This window comes from Pseudomonas sp. BR20 (assembly GCF_050780135.1).
Classification (GTDB): domain Bacteria; phylum Pseudomonadota; class Gammaproteobacteria; order Pseudomonadales; family Pseudomonadaceae; genus Aquipseudomonas.
Window position 1 is genome coordinate 5,346,288 of sequence record NZ_CP172012.1, and the last position, 18,298, is coordinate 5,364,585.

Genomic DNA, 18,298 nt, shown 5'->3' on the forward strand with positions numbered 1-18,298 from the left:
TCATTTGCGCGAAAAATCGACGAATGCCTCGAACACTTGCTCAATCTGCGCCCGGCTGACATCCAGGTGAGTCACCATGCGCAGGCGCGGTGCGACGCTCAACTTGATCCCGCGCTCGGCGGCAAACGTCTTCAAGGCCTGGGCCTGATCGCCGATCTGCACATAGACCATGTTGGTCTGCACCGGCTCCACCGCGTAACCGGCGTTGCGCAACTCATCGCCCAACCATTGCGCATTGGCATGGTCATCAGCCAAGCGCTGCACCTGGTGATCCAAGGCGTACAGCCCCGCCGCCGCCAGGGAACCGGCCTGGCGCATGCCACCGCCGACCATCTTGCGTAAACGGCGGGCCTTGGCGATCAACGCCGTGGAGCCGCACAGCACCGAGCCGATCGGCGCACCGAGGCCCTTGGACAGGCACACCGACACCGAGTCGAAATGCTGGGCGATCTCCCGCGCATCCACGCCCAGCTTGACCGCCGCGTTGTAGAGTCGCGCGCCATCCAGATGCAGGGCCAGGCCGTGCTCGCGGGTAAACGCCCGCGCCTTCGCCAGATAGTCCAGCGGCAGCACCTTGCCCTGCATGGTGTTTTCCAGGGCCAGCAGGCGGGTGCGGGCGAAGTGGAAATCGTCGGGCTTGATGGCGTCGAGCACCTGATTCAGGTCGAGGGAGCCATCCGCCTGCACGTCCAACGGCTGCGGCTGGATCGAACCCAGCACGGCTGCCCCGCCACCTTCGTATTTGTAGGTGTGGGCCTGCTGGCCGACGATGTATTCCTCGCCACGCTCACAGTGGGCCATCAGCGCCAGCAGGTTGCTCATGGTGCCGGTGGGCACGAACAGCGCGGCCGCAAAGCCCAGGCGCTTGGCCAGCTCGGCCTCCAGACGGTTGACGCTGGGGTCTTCACCGTAGACGTCATCGCCGCTGACGGCGGTGGCCATGGCGTCGAGCATGCCGGCGGTGGGTTGGGTCACGGTGTCGCTGCGCAGGTCGATCACAGACATGAAACAAGCCTCGAAGGGGTTCATTAAGATTCTTATGAGGATGATTACTGCGGGCAAAGCCGCGGAATATCAAGCCCCGCGCGTTCTCAATCGAATACCAACCAAACAAACCGATATAGCTTATCGATACGGCGCTCGTGCAGTTTATGAAAAACCATGTTAAAAACTCTCCGCCACCAGGGTTCTGGTGGCAACGTTCTCAGGGCGGGGTGCAATTCCCCACCGGCGGTAATTGCACGCAATGTGCATAGCCCGCGAGCGCTTGGCGCCTCGAACTGCTCACGCAGGACGGCGACAAGGTCAGCAGACCCGGTGTGATCCCGGGGCCGACGGTCATAGTCCGGATGAAGAGAGAACGGGATTGGCACCTAAGGGCCGCACGCTGACCTCATGCCTGCATGACTCAGCGGTTCGTACCCTTAAAATCCCATTCGATTCATAACGCCCTGTTTTTTTCTTAAACAGGAGTCAGAACATGCAACTCACCGCAATCGACAGCAAAAGCAAAAACCATCACGGCGAGCGCGTCGCGTTTATCCAGGCCTGCTGGCACAAGGATATTGTCGACCAATCCCGCAAAGGCTTCCTCGCCGAAATGATCGCCCAGGGCTACCAGGAGTCGGACATCGATTTCTTCGAAGTCGGCGGCGCCTTTGAAATGCCCCTGCACGCCAAGCTGCTGGCCAAGACCGGCCGTTACGCCGGTATCGTTGCCGCCGCGCTGGTGGTGGACGGCGGGATCTACCGCCACGAGTTCGTGGCCCAGTCGGTGGTCAGCGGCCTGATGCAGGTGCAGCTGGAAACTGAAGTGCCGGTGTTCTCGGTGTCCCTGACCCCGCATCACTTCCATGCCGGCAGCGAACACCACGCGTTCTTCCACGATCACTTCGTACACAAGGGCCAGGAAGCAGCGCGTACGTGCGCCGACACCCTGCACAAGGTGCGGGCGATCCGTCGCAGCGAGCCACGGGCTGTAGCGGTCTAAGCAACACCGCAAAACAAAATGTGGGAGGGGGCTTGCCCCCGATGGCGGTGTTTCAGCTCCAGATGAGCTGACTGACACACTGCTATCGGGGGCAAGCCCCCTCCCACATTTGGATCAGGTTAAGGCTCAGATCTACGCCAGCCCGGCCTCTGTGGTCGGCACAATCAATATCCCCGCCCGCAAGCCATTCTTCACCTTCGGGTTGGGGAAGATGATGCGCGCACCCTCCTCCTCGATCACCCAACGGGTCTTGGCCACGTCTTCGGCCAGCAGATAACCCTTTTCCAATTCCGAAAAGTTTTCCACGTCCGCCGGCAAGTGCAGCAGGAAAGCATCGCTGTGCTTGATGACTTCCCGCGACACGGCGAACAGTTTCAACCCGTCCAGGCTGTCAGTATCAGGCTCAGTGCCTTCGATGATCTGCTTGAGGCGCAGCTCCAGGCGGGAAACGTTCACGCCCTGGTTCTGCCCAAACGGCCGCGCCTTGCCCAGCTCCAGGGTGAAGGCCTCGGCCTCCAGCTGCTCGTAGGTAAACGCGGTGAAGGTGATCGAGCTCTTGTTCTGCAGCAGCACCGCTTGCATGCCGGCAGCGTTCAGGCGCGCCAGTTCATGGCGTGAATGCTGGCGCCCTTCCTTCCAGGGGTACAGCGCAAACTGCTCGATCTTCGAGCCGCGAATGGCGGTGTGCAGGTCGTAATGCAGGCGCGAACGGCCTGGCTGGCTGAAGAAGCTGCGGGCCAGCTGTTCAAGCTCGGCGGCGCGCATGGCTTCGGGGCCGATGTTTTTTTCATGCCGGCCGTTGAACAGCCGGTTGACGTCCAATTCAAGGTAACGCTCACCGCGGCGCATGGCCTCGGGGTTGCCGAACAGGAACAGAATACGGGTGCGGGGTTTGATCTCCCCACGGGCGATGCCATGCACCAGGCGGTCGAGCAATTCGATCGGCGCGGTTTCGTTGCCATGGATGCCGGACGACAGCAGCAGGTCGCTGCCATTGTCCGTTGCTTGCGGCGGACGCACTTCGAGTGCGCCCTCGCTGAGCCAGCGCATCTGCACGCCGTCGACAGTCAGTTGAATTTTTTGCGCCGGTTCGCGACCGGCGAGGGTCAGTTCAAGCAGTTTGCCAAGGGCGAGCATACGCAGCTTCCTTAGTGGTTGCAGCCTGGGCCGTGGACGTGATCGTCGTCATCACCTTCAACGTCGGCCGGTTCCATTTCCAGTTGCAGGCTCATCAGGTTGGTCGCCAGTGGGCGCATCAACAGGTTGGCGTATTCGGAGTCGCCTTCTTCCACGTCCACGCCGATCAGCAGTTGGCCACGGCCGTCGTGCTGGATCCAGATTTCCTTACCCTGCCAGACCACCGCGACGCGGGTGCAGGAGGTTTCCAGCTGGGTGCCGTCGGTGTCTTCAAGGATCAGTTGCAGGGTGTCGGTGGTCATAAATAATTCTCAGCCATAGGGTGTAAAAGAGGTGGCGTTAATTGATCTGGAAAGGATAAACCGAGCCCAGTTTAAGGATTTGCGTCAGTTCATCCAGTGCCGTCCGGCACTCAAGCAGCAATTGCGGGTCAGCCAGGTCGGTTTCGCGCAGGCTGTCACGGTAGTGCTTGTCGACCCATTGGGTCAGTGTGTCGTACAACGGCGCGGTCATGATAACCCCTGGGTTCACCGCTGCCAGCTCGGTTTCGTTCAGGGCCACGCGCAAGCGCAGGCACGCCGGGCCGCCGCCGTTCTGCATGCTTTGCTTGAGGTCGAAGACTTTTACTTCGCGGATCAGCCCAGCGGAGGCCGTCAGGCCTTGCAGGTACTGCCATACGCGCTCGTTGGCGCGGCATTCTTCCGGCACGATCAGCAGCATCGAGCCGTCGGCACGGGTCAGCAACTGGCTGTTGAACAGGTAGGAACGTACCGCGTCCTCGACGCTGACCTGGGCACGCGGCACACACACCGACTGGAAGTTGCCGCCCAGCTTGCCCAACTTGCCCTGCAACTCGGCCAGCATCTGTTCGGTATGGAGGAATGCGTCCTCGTGATAGAACAGCACCTCGCCGTTGCCCACCGCGATCACGTCGTTGTGGAACACGCCGGCATCGATCACCGCCGGGTTCTGCTGGGCGTAGACCACGCCTTCATCCTTCAGGCCATGCAGGCGGGCGACCGCCTGGGAGGCTTCGAGGGTCTGGCGCGCCGGATACTTCTGCGGGGCCGGGTAACGAGGGTCGAACGCGCTGCGCCCGAACACAAAAAACTCCACGCCCGCTTCGCCATACTCACGGCAGAAACGCGTGTGGTTGGCCGCGCCTTCGTCGCCGAACTGCGCCACCGCCGGCAACGCGGCGTGGTGGGCAAAGTGTTTCTGGTCGGCAAACATCGCCCCCAGCACGCGGCTGGTGGTCGGGTGTTCGATGCTGCGGTGGTATTTGCAGTTGAGGTTGGCGGCGGTGAAATGCACGCGGCCATCTGCCGTGTCGGCGCTGGGGCTGACGGTGGCGGCGTTGGCCACCCACATGCTCGATGCCGAGCAGCTGGCTACCAACAACGGCATGGCCTGCTTGGCCGCCTGCTGGATGACCTGGGCGTCGGTGCCGCTGAAACCGAGGTTGCGCAACGCTGCTACGTCCGGACGCTCCTGGGGCGCGAGCACGCCTTGCACAAAGCCCATGTCCATCAGGGCTTTCATTTTCTGCAGGCCCTGCAACGCCGCTTCCTTGGGGTTGGAATGCTGCTGGCTGTTGCTCTGGGACGCGACGTTGCCGAAGGACAAACCACCGTAGTTATGGGTCGGCCCCACTAGACCGTCAAAATTGACTTCATAGGATTTCATCGGCGAGGCTCCACGAACATCTGTTTTTATAGGCATCAAAAGTCTTCAACACACCACAAATCCAGTGTGGGAGGGGGCTTGCTCCCGATAGCAGTCTGTCAGTTGATCCATCAGGTGACTGACACACCGCCATCGGGAGCAAGCCCCCTCCCCCATTTAGATCAGCGTAATGCCGGGGGTTAGTGTGGCAGGCACCACCAGGCTCGGGGTCTCCAACGACGCCACCGGGTACGCACAATAATCCGCCGCATAATACGCACTGGCGCGATGGTTGCCCGAGGCCCCCACCCCACCAAATGGCGCGGTGCTGGCGGCGCCGGTCAGCTGTTTGTTCCAGTTGACGATGCCGGCACGGCTTTCCAGCCAGAATTGCTGGTAACGCGCTTCGGAATCGGACAACAGGCCCGCGGCCAGGCCGTACTGGGTGTTGTTGGCTTCGGCAATCGCCGCCGCGAAATCAGCGTAGCGGATCACCTGCAACAGCGGGCCGAACAGCTCTTCGTCTTCGCGCTCGGTCACACCGGTTACGTCGATGATGCCAGGGGTCAGCAAGGCGGCCTGGTCCTGTGGCTGGGTCATCTCCAACAGCGCCACGGCGCCATTGGCCAACATCAATTCCTGAGCCTCCATCAAGGCTTTCGCCGCTGCCAGGGAAATCACCGAGCCCATGAACGGCGGCGGCTGCTGGTCAAACGCACCGACCTCAATCGTCGCGCTCACCGCCACCAGCCGCGCCAGCAAGGCATCGCCCCAGGCACCTTCCGGCACCAGCAGGCGACGGGCACAGGTGCAACGCTGGCCCGCAGAGATAAACGCCGATTGGATGATGGTGTAGACCGCCGCATCCACGTCGGCCACTTCATCCACCACCAGTGGGTTGTTGCCGCCCATTTCCAGGGCCAGGATCTTGTCCGGGCGCCCGGAGAACTGCTGGTGCAGATGGTTGCCGGTGCGGCTGGAACCGGTGAAGAACAAGCCGTCGATACCTGGGTTGGACGCCAACGCAATGCCGGTTTCCCGCGCACCTTGCAGCAGGTTCAACACGCCTGCCGGCAAACCGGCGTCGATCCAGCACTGCACGGTCAGCTCGGCGACTTTCGGGGTCAGCTCGCTGGGTTTGAACAGCACGGTGTTACCCGCCAGCAACGCCGGGACGATATGCCCGTTGGGCAGGTGACCCGGGAAGTTGTAAGGACCAAACACCGCCACCACGCCGTGGGGCTTGTGGCGCAATACGGCGGTGGCGTCGCCCAGGGGGCCGCTCTTCTCGCCGGTACGCTCGCGGTAGCTTTGCACCGAGATCGCAATCTTGTTGGCCATGCTGGTGACTTCGGTGGCCGACTCCCACAGCGGCTTGCCGGTCTCTTCGCCGATGCAGCGGGCGATTTCATCGGCACGGCTTTTCAGGGTCGCAGCGAAGGCTTCCAGCACGCTGATGCGTTCTTCCAGCGGGCGCCGGGCCCAGGCCGGGAACGCCTGGCGCGCAGCCTGCACGGCCGACTCGACCTGCTCGACCGTGGCGCCGTTACCGGCCCACAGCACCTGCTGGGTCACCGGGTTACGCGATTCAAACAGTTCACCCTGGCCAGCCAGCCAGCTACCTGCGATATACAGCGAATTCATTATTTCGACTCCCGAGCAGCGGACAACGGTACGGCACGCACTTGATCACCCGCCACCAGTTGCAGGCGCTTGGCGGTTTGCGGGTCGACCACCAGCGTGCCTGCCGCCAGGCGCGCCGGGGCGGCGGTGATGCGGCAATCTTCGCGTTTGCGGTTATGGATCAGGAACGGCGTGGCGTCGTCCCCCGGTGTGCCGATGGCCAACACCAGCGACTGGCTGTCGCGCACCGCACGGATCTTGGCGGTCTCGCACTCCACCGCCGGGCCGGCGTCGAAAATATCGACATAGCCCTGATAGCTGAAGCCTTCGCTCTTGAGCATGCTCAGCGCCGGCTCGGTGTCCGGGTGGACCTTGCCGATCACGTTGCGCGCGTCTTCGGAGAGGAAGCAGCTGTACAACGGAAACTTGGGCATCAGCTCAGCGATAAACGCCTTGTTGCCCACGCCGGTCAGGTAGTCGGCCTGGCTGAACTCCATCTTGAAGAAGTGCCGACCCAGGCTTTCCCAGAACGGCGAACGCCCGGCATCGTTGGACACGCCACGCATCTCGGCGATGATCTTGTTGCCAAACAGCTGTGGGAACTCGGCGATAAACAGCAGGCGCGCCTTGGCCAGCATGCGGCCGTTGAGGCCGTTGCGGTAATCGGCATGCAGGAACAACGAGCACAGTTCGGAATTGCCGGTGAGGTCGTTGGCCAGGAACAGCGTCGGAATCTCACGGTAGATATTCAGTTCCTGGGAGGCGCTGACCGTCAGGCCGACCCGGAAGTTGTACCAAGGCTCGCGCAGGCCGACAGCACCGGCGATGGCGGAAATCCCCACCACGCGGCCTTCGTCGTTTTCCAGCACGAACAGGTAGTCGGCATCCCCGCGCCCGGCGTCGCCGCGAAAGGTTTTTTCGGCCCAGCCAACCCGGTGGGTCAAGCGCTCTTCGTTGGCCGGCAAGGTGGTGAGGCCGGTGCCGGTGCTGCGCGCCAGATCAATCAGGGCCGGTAAATCGCTGCTGCGTACGGGACGAACGATCATGCTATCTCCTCAGACGGGCCGCTGCTGCCAGCCACCCGCGAAACTCTGTTTATACCGCTACCAGGCGCACACTCGCGCCTTCGCCAACGCCCAGCGCTTCGGCCGCTGCCAGGTCCAGGGTCACCGGCTTGCCGGGCGCGTAGTCCAGCTCCAGCATGACCGCGCGGTAATCCTGCAACTGCGCGTTGCTCACCAGGTACTGGCGGCCGACACCCTTGACCATCTCGCCGATCTTCACCGGTACCACGCGGCTCTGGGCGATCGAGCGAATGCCCGAGACCCGTGCGTGCAGCGTCGGACCGCCGTCGAAGATGTCGATGTAGTGGTCAGTCTCGAAGCCTTCGCGCATCAGGATGTCGAAGGTGATCTGTGCACGCGGGTGCACCTGGCCCATGGCTTCCTGGGCTTCGTCCGGCAACAACGGCACGTAGATCGGGTAATGAGGCATCAGCTCGGCGAGGAACGTACGGCTTTTCAGCCCGCACAGGCGCTCGGCGGCGGCGTAGTTGAGGTCGAAGAAGTTGCGACCGATGGCGTCCCAGAACGGCGAATCACCGTTCTCGTCGCTGTAGCCGACAATCTCGGTCACCACCGAGTCGGCAAAGCGCTCGGGGTGGCTGGCGACGAACAACAGGCGGCCACGGGAATTGAGTTCCGACCACGGCGAACCGACCAACTCCGGCACCACATAAAAGCTGGTGAGCAGGCTGTTGCCGGTGAGGTCGTGGCACTGGGAAAGCACGTGAATCTTGTTGTGGATCTTCAGCTCGCGGGAGGCGTGCACGAAGGTCTCGTTACGAAAACTGTAGAAAGGCTCCGAATAACCGGCCGAGGCGACGATGGCCGAGCAGCCCACGAGCTTGCCGGTCTCGGTGTCTTCGAGCACAAAGAAATAGCTTTCTTCACCGTTGAAACTCACCTCGGCCGCGAAGGACGCTTCGCTGGCGGCGATCTTGTCGCTCAGGCGTTCCACATCATCCGGCAAGGAGGTGACACCAATCGGGCTGTCCGCAGCCAGACGCTGTACCTCGCCCAGATCAGCCATTTGCGCGGGGCGCATCACCAGCATGGTGTCACTCCTTAACTCTAGAACTCACAGAAAAAAAATACCGAACAGGTCAGGAACACCACATATCTTCATGTGGGGCATATTCCAGTGTGGGAGGGGGCTTGCCCCCGATAGCGGTGTATCAGTCACCAGATGCATCAACTGACAGATTGCTATCGGGGGCAAGCCCCCTCCCACATTTTTGACCCGGTCCAGCCGGCAGAAGGTGTCGCTATCAGGCTTGGGTCAGCGTTTTTACCGCACGTTCGAAGCGATCCAGGCCTTCGTTGATGTCCGCGTCTTCCACCACCAGGCTCGGCGCAAAACGCACCACGTCCGGGCCGGCTTGCAGGATCATCAGGTTTTCTTTCTCGGCCGCGTTGAACACGTCCTTGGCCTTGCCTTTGAACGCATCGCTCAGTACGCAACCGATCAACAGGCCCATGCCGCGCACTTCGGTGAAGATGCCGTACTGCTTGCCGATCTGCTCCAGGCGCGCCTTGAACAGGTCGTGCTTGGCGTTGACGCCGGCCAGCACCTCTGGGGTGTTGATCACGTCGATGACCGCTTCGGCCACCGCACAGGCCAGCGGGTTGCCGCCGTAGGTAGTGCCGTGGGTGCCGACCACCAGGTGCTTGGCCAGGTCTTCGCGAGTGAGCATCGCCGCGATCGGGAAACCGCCGCCCAGGCTCTTGGCGCTGGTGAGGATGTCGGGTACCACGCCGTAGTGCTGGTAGGCGAACAGATGGCCGCTGCGGCCCATGCCGGTCTGCACTTCGTCGAACACCAGCAGCGCGTTGTTGGCGTCGCACAGTTCGCGGGCACCTTGCAGGTAAGCCAGTTCGGCCGGCAGTACGCCGCCTTCGCCCTGGATCGGTTCCAGCACCACGGCGCAGGTCTTGTCCGACACGGCGGCTTTCAACGCGTCCAGGTCGTTATAAGGGACATGGGTGATACCGGTGATCTTAGGCCCGAAACCATCGGAGTACTTCGACTGGCCACCGACGTTAACGGTGAACAGGGTACGGCCGTGGAAGCTGTTCAGCGCGGCAATGATCTCGTACTTCTCGGTACCGAAACGGTCGAACGCCACACGGCGGGCCAGCTTGAACGCGGCCTCGTTGGCTTCGGCGCCGGAGTTGCAGAAGAACACGCGCTCGGCAAACGTGGCGTCGATCAGCTTATGGGCCAGGCGCAGGGCCGGCTCGTTGGTGAAGACGTTGGAGACGTGCCACAGCTTGTTGGCCTGTTCGGTCAACGCACCGACCAGCGCCGGGTGGGCGTGGCCCAATACGTTGACCGCGATGCCGCCGGCAAAGTCGATCAGCTCGCGACCCGCCTGGTCCCACACGCGGGAGCCAGCGCCACGCACGGGGATGAATGCGGCAGGTGCGTAGTTGGGCACCATGACCTGGTCGAAATCGGCACGTTGCACCGGGGCTTGCTCAACGGACATCGGAGTCTCCTGAAGAGGAACGCCTGCCTGGAACTGGCGGGCGATGCAGGGATTGTAAGGACAGTTTTCAGCGCGGCCTTGCCGCCAAGCGACAACTTCTTATAGCGCCAACCCCCGTTTTACGCGGGTTTACGCCAATGCGACAAATAGCGTCGCAATGGCGCAGTTTAAACGGATACTGGGGTTTTCGGCAGTCTGCAGAGCAGTGGCTCAATGGGCGCGACACATCACGTCGAGCGTGCACACTTCAACCGCGCTCGGACGGCACCGACGAGAGTTCGAACGGGCTGCTGCTGCGCCGCTGGTTGCGGTCTTCGCGAGGGGTGGCGCCAAAGAAGTTGCGGTAAGCGCTGGAGAAGTGCGGCCCCGAGGAGAAGCCGCAGGACAGGCCGATCTGGATGATCGACTTGCTGGTTTGCATGAGCATCTGGCGGGCCTTGTTCAGGCGCAGTTCCAGGTAGTACTGGCTGGGGACACGATTGAGGTACTGCTTGAAGATCCGTTCCAATTGTCGTCTCGACACGCACACGTGCTGGGCGATTTCATCGGTGGTCAGGGGCTCTTCGATATTGGCTTCCATCAGCAACACTGCCTGGGTCAGCTTCGGATGGCTGGAGCCCAGGCGATTTTGCAGTGGGATGCGCTGGCGCTCGCCGCCTTCGCGGATGCGCTCGACCACCAGTTCTTCGGAGACCGCACCGGCCAGCTCGGCACCGTGGTCACGGGCCAGTACCGCCAGCAGCAGGTCGAGTACCGACATGCCGCCGCAGGCGGTCAGGCGATCACGGTCCCAGTCGAACAGATGGCTGGTGGCGATGACCTTGGGGAAACGCTCGGCAAAATCATCCTGCCAACGCCAGTGCACGGCGGCGCGGTAGCCGTCGAGCAGGCCAAGTTGGGCCAACGGGTACACACCGGCCGACAAACCACCGATCACACAACCGGCCCGCACCAGTTGCTTGAGGGCGGTGCTCAGTTGCGAGGCGATCACGGCAGGCGGCTCGTCCGCCAACAGGAACAGTTTCTGGAAGCCTTCCAGCTTGCCGGCCCACGGTTCGCCCGGCAGTTGCCAGGCGCCTTCGGTGGCCGGCTCGGCGAGCAAAAACGACAGCTCGTAGACCACGTCCGGATGCACCCGCTGAGCAACGCGCAAGGCCTCCTCAGCCAGCGCAAGCGTGAGTGCCTTTGTGCTGGGCCAAATCAGGAAACCAATTTTGTGGGCGGTCATGGAGTGCTATCCGAAGCGAAGAACGGTAATGAAGACAAAGGCCAATGCTAGCCCGTAAACCAACACAAAGCTTAAAAACGATAAAGATCCAATGTGGAGATCTAATGTGGGAGGGAGCTTGCCCCCCTCCCACATAAAAGCAACTTCAGCAGCAAGGGACTATTTCAAGCTGCCGGACAGGAACTGCTGCAACCGCTCGGACTGCGGGTTGACCAGCACTTCCCGCGGGTTGCCACGCTCTTCCACGATACCTTTGTGCAAGAACACCAGCTGGTTCGACACTTCACGGGCAAAACCCATTTCGTGGGTCACCACCACCATGGTGCGGCCTTCCTGGGCCAGGTCCTGCATCACCTTGAGCACTTCGCCCACCAACTCGGGGTCGAGGGCCGAGGTGGGTTCGTCGAACAGCATCACCTCCGGTTCCATCGCCAGGGCACGGGCAATCGCCACACGCTGCTGCTCGCCACCGGACATATGACCCGGGAACGCATCCTTGCGATGGCCCACGCCAACCTTGGCCAGGTAGTGCTCGGCCTTTTCACGGGCGTCTTTTTTCGACATGCCCAGCACGTGCACCGGCGCTTCCATTACATTTTCAAGGGCGGTCATGTGCGACCACAGGTTGAAATGCTGGAACACCATCGACAGGCGCGAGCGCATGCGTTGCAGTTGTTTAGGGTCGGCGGCCTTCATGGCGCCGTCCTTGTTGGCCACCAGTTTCAGCTCTTCGTTATTGAGCAGGATCTTGCCGGCGTGGGGTTGCTCCAGCAGGTTGATGCAGCGCAAAAAGGTACTTTTGCCCGAACCACTGGAACCGATGATGCTGATCACATCACCGGCCGCGGCGGCCAGGGACACGCCTTTGAGCACTTCATGACTGCCATAGCGTTTATGCAGGTCTTGGACTTCAAGTTTGTACATGCGGTCGGTTCTCACAAAAACAGGTGGTCAGTCGTTGAGCAAGCGCCCGTGACGCAGCGCTTCGCGCCCCGCCACCTTGGCCAGCCAGAAACCCGCTTGGGCATAACGTAGCCGTTCAACGGCAAACAACACCCCCGAGGTGCCCGCGCAGATAATGCTCACGCGGTCTTCCAGGGGGTCAATCACTTCAAAAATCGGCTCGCCCTTCTCGATCCAGTCCCCGGCTTTACGCAGGTAACTGATCACCCCGGCATGGGGCGCGAACAGCAATTCGGTGCCTTCGAAGGGCACGCCTTCGCACGGTTCGTGTTGCGGCGCCGGCCATTCGCCCTTGATCAGGCCTTGTTCGGCGAGAAACGCGAGGATGCCTTCAGCGTGGAAGATCGCTTCGTCACGGCCGGTGTCCGCTTGACCGCCCAACTCCAGCGTCGTCGCCAGGCAGGCCAGCGGGACCTGCGCGTCGGGAAAGGCGCGGGACAGACGCAGCCACGGCAACGAGCAAGCCTCATCAAACGAGCTGCCACCGGAATCTTCCGCGAGCAAACCGACGGTCACATTCAAGTGCGCCGACAACGAACGCCATTGCGGCCAGTGCTGGGGCAGCGCGTACATGTGCAGCGCGGCTTCGGCGTCGCAGTGCAGGTCGAGGACGATGTCGGCGCTGCACGCATGGCTCAGCAGGATGCGCTGCATGCCTTGCAACTGGCTGCTCGGCTCAGGCAATGCGTTGAGCACATCGGCCATCGCCTGGCGAATCATGCGCACGTTGGCGTGAGGGTCATCCCCCAGCTTGCCTGTGAGCAGCTCGGCCACCGGCTCGCTCAACTCAACGAAATCGCGGTTGAAATTCTTGCCGCTGCCCACCTCGAAACGGCCCTGGTGGCTGCCTTGCAGCAGCTGGCCCAGACCCATCGGGTTGGCCACCGGCACCAGTTCGATCACGCCGTTGAGGGCACCTTGCGCTTCAAGTTCGGTGAGGCGTTTTTTCAGCTCCCACGCGGCGCGCATGCCGGGCAATTCATCGGCGTGCAGGCTGGCCTGGATATAGGCCTTGCGCTCGCCGCTGCCAAAACGGAACACGCTCAGTTGGCGCTCGCAGCCCAGGTGGCCCCAGGGCAACAGGTGATCGATACGTTCCATATCAGTGCTTCCGTGGAGCCAGGTAGCTCAGCCAGCGGCGCTCGGCCAACTTGAACAGGCGCACCAGAATAAAGGTCAGGCACAGGTAGAACACGCCGGCGGTGATGTAGGCTTCGAACGGCAGGTAGAACTGCGCGTTCACCGTGCGCGCGGCACCGGTGATGTCGATCAGGGTGACGATGGAAGCAAGACTGGTGGTCTGCAGCATCATGATCACTTCGTTGCTGTACTGCGGCAGCGCGCGTCGCAGGGCCGACGGCAGCAGGATGCGGCGGTACAGCTTGTAGCGCGACATGCCCATGGCCTTGGCCGCTTCGATCTCGCCATTGGGGGTGGCCTTGAGGCTACCGGCAATGATCTCGGCGGTGTAGGCGCTGGTGTTGATCGCAAAGGCCAGGCACGCGCAGAAGGTCGCGCTGGACAGCAGTGGCCACAGGAAGCTCTCGCGCACCGCTTCGAACTGCGCCAGGCCGTAGTAGATCAGGAACAGCTGCACCAGCATCGGCGTGCCGCGGATCACGTAGGTGTAGAGCCAGGCCACGCCGTTGACGACCGGTTGCTTGGACACACGCATCAAGCCCAGGGGCAAGGCGGCGAGCAGGCCGAAGAACAGCGAGATGGCGAGCAATTTCAGGGTAGTCAGCAGGCCGCCAAGGTACAGCGGCATGGCCTCCCAGATGACGTTGTAGTCGAAGATCATAGATCAGCCGCCCTTACGCCTACCGAGTAGCGCTTCTCAAGATGACGCAAGGCCAGCAACGACACGCTGGTGATCACCAGGTACATCGCCGCCACTGCGAGGAAGAAGGTAAAAGGCTCGCGGGTGGCATCAGCCGCCTGCTTGGCCTTGAACATCATGTCTTGCAGGCCCACCACAGAGATCAGCGCGGTGGCCTTGGTGAGTACCAGCCAGTTGTTGGTAAACCCGGGGATCGCCAGCCGGATCATCTGCGGCACCATCACCCGGAAAAACACCTGGAAGCTGCTCATGCCATACGCAAGGCCGGCTTCGGCCTGGCCCTTGGGGATGGCCATGAAGGCGCCACGGAAGGTTTCCGACAGGTAGGCGCCAAAGATGAAACCCAGCGTGCCGATACCGGCGGCCAAGGGGTTCAAGTCGATATAGTCGTCATAGCCGAGCATCGGCGCGACGCGGTTAAGCAGGTCCTGACCACCGTAGAAAATCAGCAGGATCAACACCAGGTCGGGGATCCCGCGGATCACCGTGGAGTACAAGTCACCCAGCCAGGCCAACCAGCGCACCGGCGACAGGCGTAACGCGACCCCGATCAGACCCAGAACAATGGCCAAGGCCATGGACGACAAGGCGAGCTGAAGCGTCAACCATGCGCCATCGAGGATGACGGCCCCGTAGCCTTTCAACATGATTCAGGTCCTCGAAAAGGGGGATGAAAAAATGGCGCAAACCGCAGGAATTCTGTTGCTTGCGCCATTTCAGGACAGACAGCTGCGAGTACTTACTTGGCTTCAGGGCCGTAAATATCGAAGTTGAAGTACTTTTTCTCGATTTCTTTGTACTTGCCATTGGCACGGATCGCGGCGATGGCAGCGTTGATACGGTCCAGGTTTTCCTTGTCGCCTTTGCGCACTGCGATGCCTATGCCGTCGCCGAAGTACTTGGCGTCGGTGAACGCCGGGCCGGTGAACGCATAGCCTTTACCGGCTGGCGTATCGAGGAAACCTTCCTGCAACAGGGTGGCGTCGGCCACGGTACCGTCGAGGCGACCGGCTTCCACGTCGAGGTAGATTTCGTTCTGCGAACTGTAAGGAACAACGGTGGCGCCTTTAGGTGCCAGGACTTCCTTGGCGAAACGGTCGTGGATCGAACCGCGCTGTACGCCGATCTTCTTGCCTTTGAGCTCATCCAGGCTGTCGCTGACCGCAGTGCCTTCCTTCAACACCAGGCGCGCTGGGGTCAGGTAGTAGCGGTTGGTGAAGTCCACGGACTTCTTGCGGTCTTCGGTGATGGACATGGACGACAGGATCGCGTCGATCTTGCGCACTTTCAAAGCCGGGATCAGGCCGTCGAACTCTTGCTCGACCCAAGTGCACTTGACCTTCATCTCTTCGCACAGGGCGTTGCCGATGTCGTAGTCAAAACCGACGATGCTGCCATCCGGCGCCTTCGAGGCAAACGGAGGGTAAGCCGCTTCGATACCAATTTTCAGAGGCTTGCCTTCAGCGAAAGCCTGCATGGACAACACGGACAGCGCCAGGGCGCCCAACAGCACGAGTTTCTTCATCTTGGGACTCCATCGGTATAGGGCAAAACAGCAGTATGAGCCATGGCCCACGATGCGACTGAGTGAAACCGAATAGCGGTGCTGCGTCCTACGCGAGTGACTGCATGCGACGACGAGCGAGTGATCGGCATTCTAACGACAGGCCGGAAGCCGATATTTCCTCAATGCGACAACAATTTACAGAAGCACTGAGAAAGCGGTTCCAGCACATTGACAGCCTCTGAATTTTATGCAGAGACAAAAGATATTAAACCTGTTGATGCTGCAAATTGCGGGCCTATTATTCGCAAACCCTTCTAGCACGGCAAGTGTGGCGTTTAATCTTATTGCCGGGGGTGTCTAAAGCGGGGTTTTTCGGGGCATAAGCGTAGCCCTTTGCCTCATGTTTGGGCGGTGGGTTACACATTTGTGCCACTCGGTAACATTCAGAAACCTCCTACGCAAAAAACCGATATTTATTTGACTGGTGGTCATGCGGATCTGTCAGACCCTCCCCCATACCCACCTTGGAATGAAATCCAAATGTGGGAGGGGGCTTGCCCCCTCCCACAGGGGATCTCCAGTGGTTTTGAGAAACCACAAAAAAGCCCCACTCGGCATACACCGAATGGGGCTCTTTCCCACCTACCCCGCCTTACGCGACGTTCATGGTCTTGTGGGTCTCAATTAAATGCGCCACTACGCCTGGGTCCGCCAGGGTGGAAATATCGCCCAAGCCGTCGTACTCGGCCGTGGCAATCTTGCGCAGGATGCGACGCATGATTTTCCCCGAGCGCGTCTTCGGCAAGCCCGGTGCCCACTGGATCACGTCCGGCGAGGCAATCGGCCCGATTTCCTTGCGCACCCAGTTCTTCAGCTCCAGGCGCAGGGCTTCGGTGGGTTCTTCGCCATTCTTCAGGGTCACGTACACATAGATGCCCTGGCCCTTGATGTCGTGGGGCACACCCACCACCGCCGCTTCGGCGACTTTAGGGTGGGCAACCATGGCGCTTTCGATCTCGGCGGTGCCCATGCGGTGGCCGGATACGTTCAACACGTCATCCACGCGGCCGGTGATCCACCAGTAACCATCTTCATCGCGACGGGCGCCGTCACCGGTGAAGTACATGCCGCGGAAGGTCTTGAAGTACGTGTCGACAAAACGGTCATGGTCGCCGTACAGGGTACGGGCCTGGCCTGGCCACGAGTCGAGAATCACCAGGTTGCCTTCGGCGGCACCTTCGATGATGTTGCCCAGGTTGTCCACCAGCGCCGGCACCACGCCGAAGAACGGCCGTGCGGCAGAACCCGGCTTGAGTGCATGGGCACCCGGCAGCGGGCTCATCAGGGTGGCGCCGGTTTCGGTCTGCCACCAGGTGTCGACGATCGGGCAACGGGATTGGCCGACGTTCTTGTAGTACCAGTCCCACGCTTCCGGGTTGATCGGCTCACCTACCGACCCCAACAGGCGCAGGCTGCTGCCATCCACGCCTTCGCAGGCGGCGGTGCCGGAAGCCATCATCGCGCGGATCGCGGTCGGGGCGGTGTAGAGGATATTGACCTTGTGCTTGTCGACGATCTTGCCCACCCGGGTGATGTCCGGGTAGTTCGGCACGCCTTCGAACAGCAAGGTGGTCGCGCCATTGGCCAGCGGGCCGTAGACAATATACGTGTGGCCGGTGACCCAGCCGACGTCGGCGGTGCACCAGTAGACTTCGCCCGGGCGGTAGTCGAATACGCGCTCGTGGGTCAGGGCTGCGTACAACAGGTAGCCGCCGGTGGTGTGCTGCACGCCTTTAGGCTTGCCGGTGGAGCCGGAGGTGTAGAGGATGAACAACGCTTCTTCGGCGCCCATCTCTTTTGGCGCGCACACGGTGCCCGCCACTTTCATCAGGTCTTCGTACCAGATGTCGCGATGCTGGTTCCACTTGATCGAACCATTGGTGCGCTTGCACACGATGACCTTCTGGATGCTGCTGGTTTCCGGGTTGGTCAGCGCGTCGTCGACGTTGGCCTTCAGCGGAATTTTCTTACCGGCGCGAATGCCTTCATCAGCAGTGATCACCACCTTCGACTTACAGTCGATGATGCGACCGGCCAGGGCCTCCGGCGAGAAACCGCCAAACACCACGGAATGGATCGCGCCGATGCGGGTACACGCCAGCATGGCGACCACGGCTTCGGGGATCATCGGCATATAGATAGTCACCACGTCGCCGCGGTGCACATCCTGGCCGCGCAGGGCGTTGGCGAACTTGCAGACTTCCTCGTGCAGCTCGCGGTAGGTGATGGTGCGGCTCTCGGCCGGGTCATCGCCCTCCCAGATGATCGCCGCCTGGTCGCCGCGCTCGGCGAGGTGACGGTCCAGGCAGTTGTAGGAAACGTTCAGGGTGCCATCGGCGAACCACTTGATGTCGACATGGTGATCGTCGAAAGAGGTCTGCTTCACCGCGGTGAAAGGCTTGACCCAGTCAAGGCGCTTGGCTTGCTCGCGCCAGAAACCATCGGGGTTGACCACCGACTGCTGGTACATGGCCTTGTAGGTTGCCTCGTCGGTCAGCGTGTTGGCTGCTACTTCGGGGCGAACGGGGTACAGGGAAGCCGCACTCATCTTTCTTACCTCGGTGACATAGTTGTTGTTGTATGACCCAGTTGTATCCGGGGTGAGCCTATAGAACCATTCGACGATGGTAGTAACAAGACCCTACAAAATGCCCTGCTATCCCCGTTTGCCGCTCTGGCCCGCAGCCTGCGGGGCTTTGCGGGTAGGTGAAAAAACCTTTACCACGGGATTGTTA

16 protein-coding genes and 1 riboswitch are annotated in these 18,298 nt (G+C 61.3%); of the genes, 1 reads left to right on the forward strand and 15 read right to left on the reverse strand.

What is annotated here, in order from left to right; genetic code table 11:
* Positions 1-1,005: a low-specificity L-threonine aldolase gene (ltaE, locus tag ACHPFG_RS24630; protein WP_431700668.1), complete on the reverse strand. Its 1,005-nt coding sequence runs from the start codon at positions 1,003-1,005 to the stop codon at positions 1-3.
* 191 nt (positions 1,006-1,196) lie between these two features.
* Positions 1,197-1,366, forward strand: a riboswitch (FMN riboswitch).
* 114 nt (positions 1,367-1,480) lie between these two features.
* Between ltaE and ACHPFG_RS24635 the strand changes: the two genes are divergently transcribed.
* Positions 1,481-1,990, forward strand: a complete 510-nt coding sequence (locus ACHPFG_RS24635; RefSeq protein ID WP_431700669.1) for a 6,7-dimethyl-8-ribityllumazine synthase — start codon at positions 1,481-1,483, stop codon at positions 1,988-1,990.
* 132 nt (positions 1,991-2,122) lie between these two features.
* Here ACHPFG_RS24635 and astE read toward each other — a convergent pair whose 3' ends face one another.
* The 14 genes from astE to acs form a co-directional block, all read right to left on the reverse strand.
* Positions 2,123-3,127 (reverse strand): succinylglutamate desuccinylase, encoded by a 1,005-nt coding sequence (gene astE / locus ACHPFG_RS24640; RefSeq protein ID WP_431700670.1) that lies wholly within the window; start codon positions 3,125-3,127, stop codon positions 2,123-2,125.
* 11 nt (positions 3,128-3,138) lie between these two features.
* Positions 3,139-3,429 carry a hypothetical protein gene (locus ACHPFG_RS24645; protein WP_053140059.1) on the reverse strand — a complete coding sequence of 97 codons (291 nt, stop codon included), beginning with the start codon at positions 3,427-3,429 and terminating at the stop codon, positions 3,139-3,141.
* 37 nt (positions 3,430-3,466) lie between these two features.
* Positions 3,467-4,813 (reverse strand): N-succinylarginine dihydrolase, encoded by a 1,347-nt coding sequence (astB, locus tag ACHPFG_RS24650; RefSeq protein ID WP_259243180.1) that lies wholly within the window; start codon positions 4,811-4,813, stop codon positions 3,467-3,469.
* Positions 4,814-4,969: 156 nt separating this feature from the next.
* Positions 4,970-6,439, reverse strand: a complete 1,470-nt coding sequence (gene astD, locus ACHPFG_RS24655) for a succinylglutamate-semialdehyde dehydrogenase (RefSeq protein ID WP_431703519.1) — start codon at positions 6,437-6,439, stop codon at positions 4,970-4,972.
* Positions 6,436-7,461: an arginine N-succinyltransferase gene (astA, locus tag ACHPFG_RS24660; RefSeq protein WP_131697794.1), complete on the reverse strand. Its 1,026-nt coding sequence runs from the start codon at positions 7,459-7,461 to the stop codon at positions 6,436-6,438. The genes astD and astA overlap by 4 nt, the downstream gene beginning before the upstream one ends.
* Positions 7,462-7,510: 49 nt before the next feature.
* Complete coding sequence (gene aruF, locus ACHPFG_RS24665) at positions 7,511-8,530, reverse strand: arginine/ornithine succinyltransferase subunit alpha (RefSeq protein ID WP_131697795.1); 1,020 nt, start codon at positions 8,528-8,530, stop codon at positions 7,511-7,513.
* A 214-nt stretch (positions 8,531-8,744) separates the two neighbouring features.
* Positions 8,745-9,965, reverse strand: coding sequence for an aspartate aminotransferase family protein (locus tag ACHPFG_RS24670; RefSeq protein ID WP_131697796.1), 1,221 nt, complete (start codon positions 9,963-9,965; stop codon positions 8,745-8,747).
* Positions 9,966-10,212: 247 nt separating this feature from the next.
* On the reverse strand, positions 10,213-11,193 hold the full coding sequence (gene argR / locus ACHPFG_RS24675) for a transcriptional regulator ArgR (protein ID WP_131697797.1): 981 nt from the start codon (positions 11,191-11,193) through the stop codon (positions 10,213-10,215).
* Positions 11,194-11,352: 159 nt separating this feature from the next.
* Positions 11,353-12,117: an ABC transporter ATP-binding protein gene (locus ACHPFG_RS24680; RefSeq protein WP_003214336.1), complete on the reverse strand. Its 765-nt coding sequence runs from the start codon at positions 12,115-12,117 to the stop codon at positions 11,353-11,355.
* Between the two features lie 27 nt (positions 12,118-12,144).
* Positions 12,145-13,257, reverse strand: a complete 1,113-nt coding sequence (locus ACHPFG_RS24685) for a succinylglutamate desuccinylase/aspartoacylase family protein (protein ID WP_167655070.1) — start codon at positions 13,255-13,257, stop codon at positions 12,145-12,147.
* 1 nt (position 13,258) lies between these two features.
* Entirely contained in the window at positions 13,259-13,957 is a 699-nt protein-coding gene (locus tag ACHPFG_RS24690) for an ABC transporter permease (protein WP_053140043.1), read from the reverse strand.
* The gene (locus ACHPFG_RS24695; RefSeq protein WP_010208305.1) at positions 13,954-14,643 is read right to left on the reverse strand and encodes an ABC transporter permease; all 690 of its coding nucleotides are present in this window, start codon (positions 14,641-14,643) and stop codon (positions 13,954-13,956) included. Before ACHPFG_RS24695 ends, ACHPFG_RS24690 begins: the two co-directional genes overlap by 4 nt.
* Positions 14,644-14,735: 92 nt before the next feature.
* The gene (locus ACHPFG_RS24700) at positions 14,736-15,521 is read right to left on the reverse strand and encodes an ABC transporter substrate-binding protein (protein WP_065874010.1); all 786 of its coding nucleotides are present in this window, start codon (positions 15,519-15,521) and stop codon (positions 14,736-14,738) included.
* A gap of 634 nt (positions 15,522-16,155) precedes the next feature.
* Entirely contained in the window at positions 16,156-18,111 is a 1,956-nt protein-coding gene (gene acs, locus ACHPFG_RS24705; protein ID WP_131697800.1) for an acetate--CoA ligase, read from the reverse strand.
* Positions 18,112-18,298 lie beyond the last annotated feature (187 nt).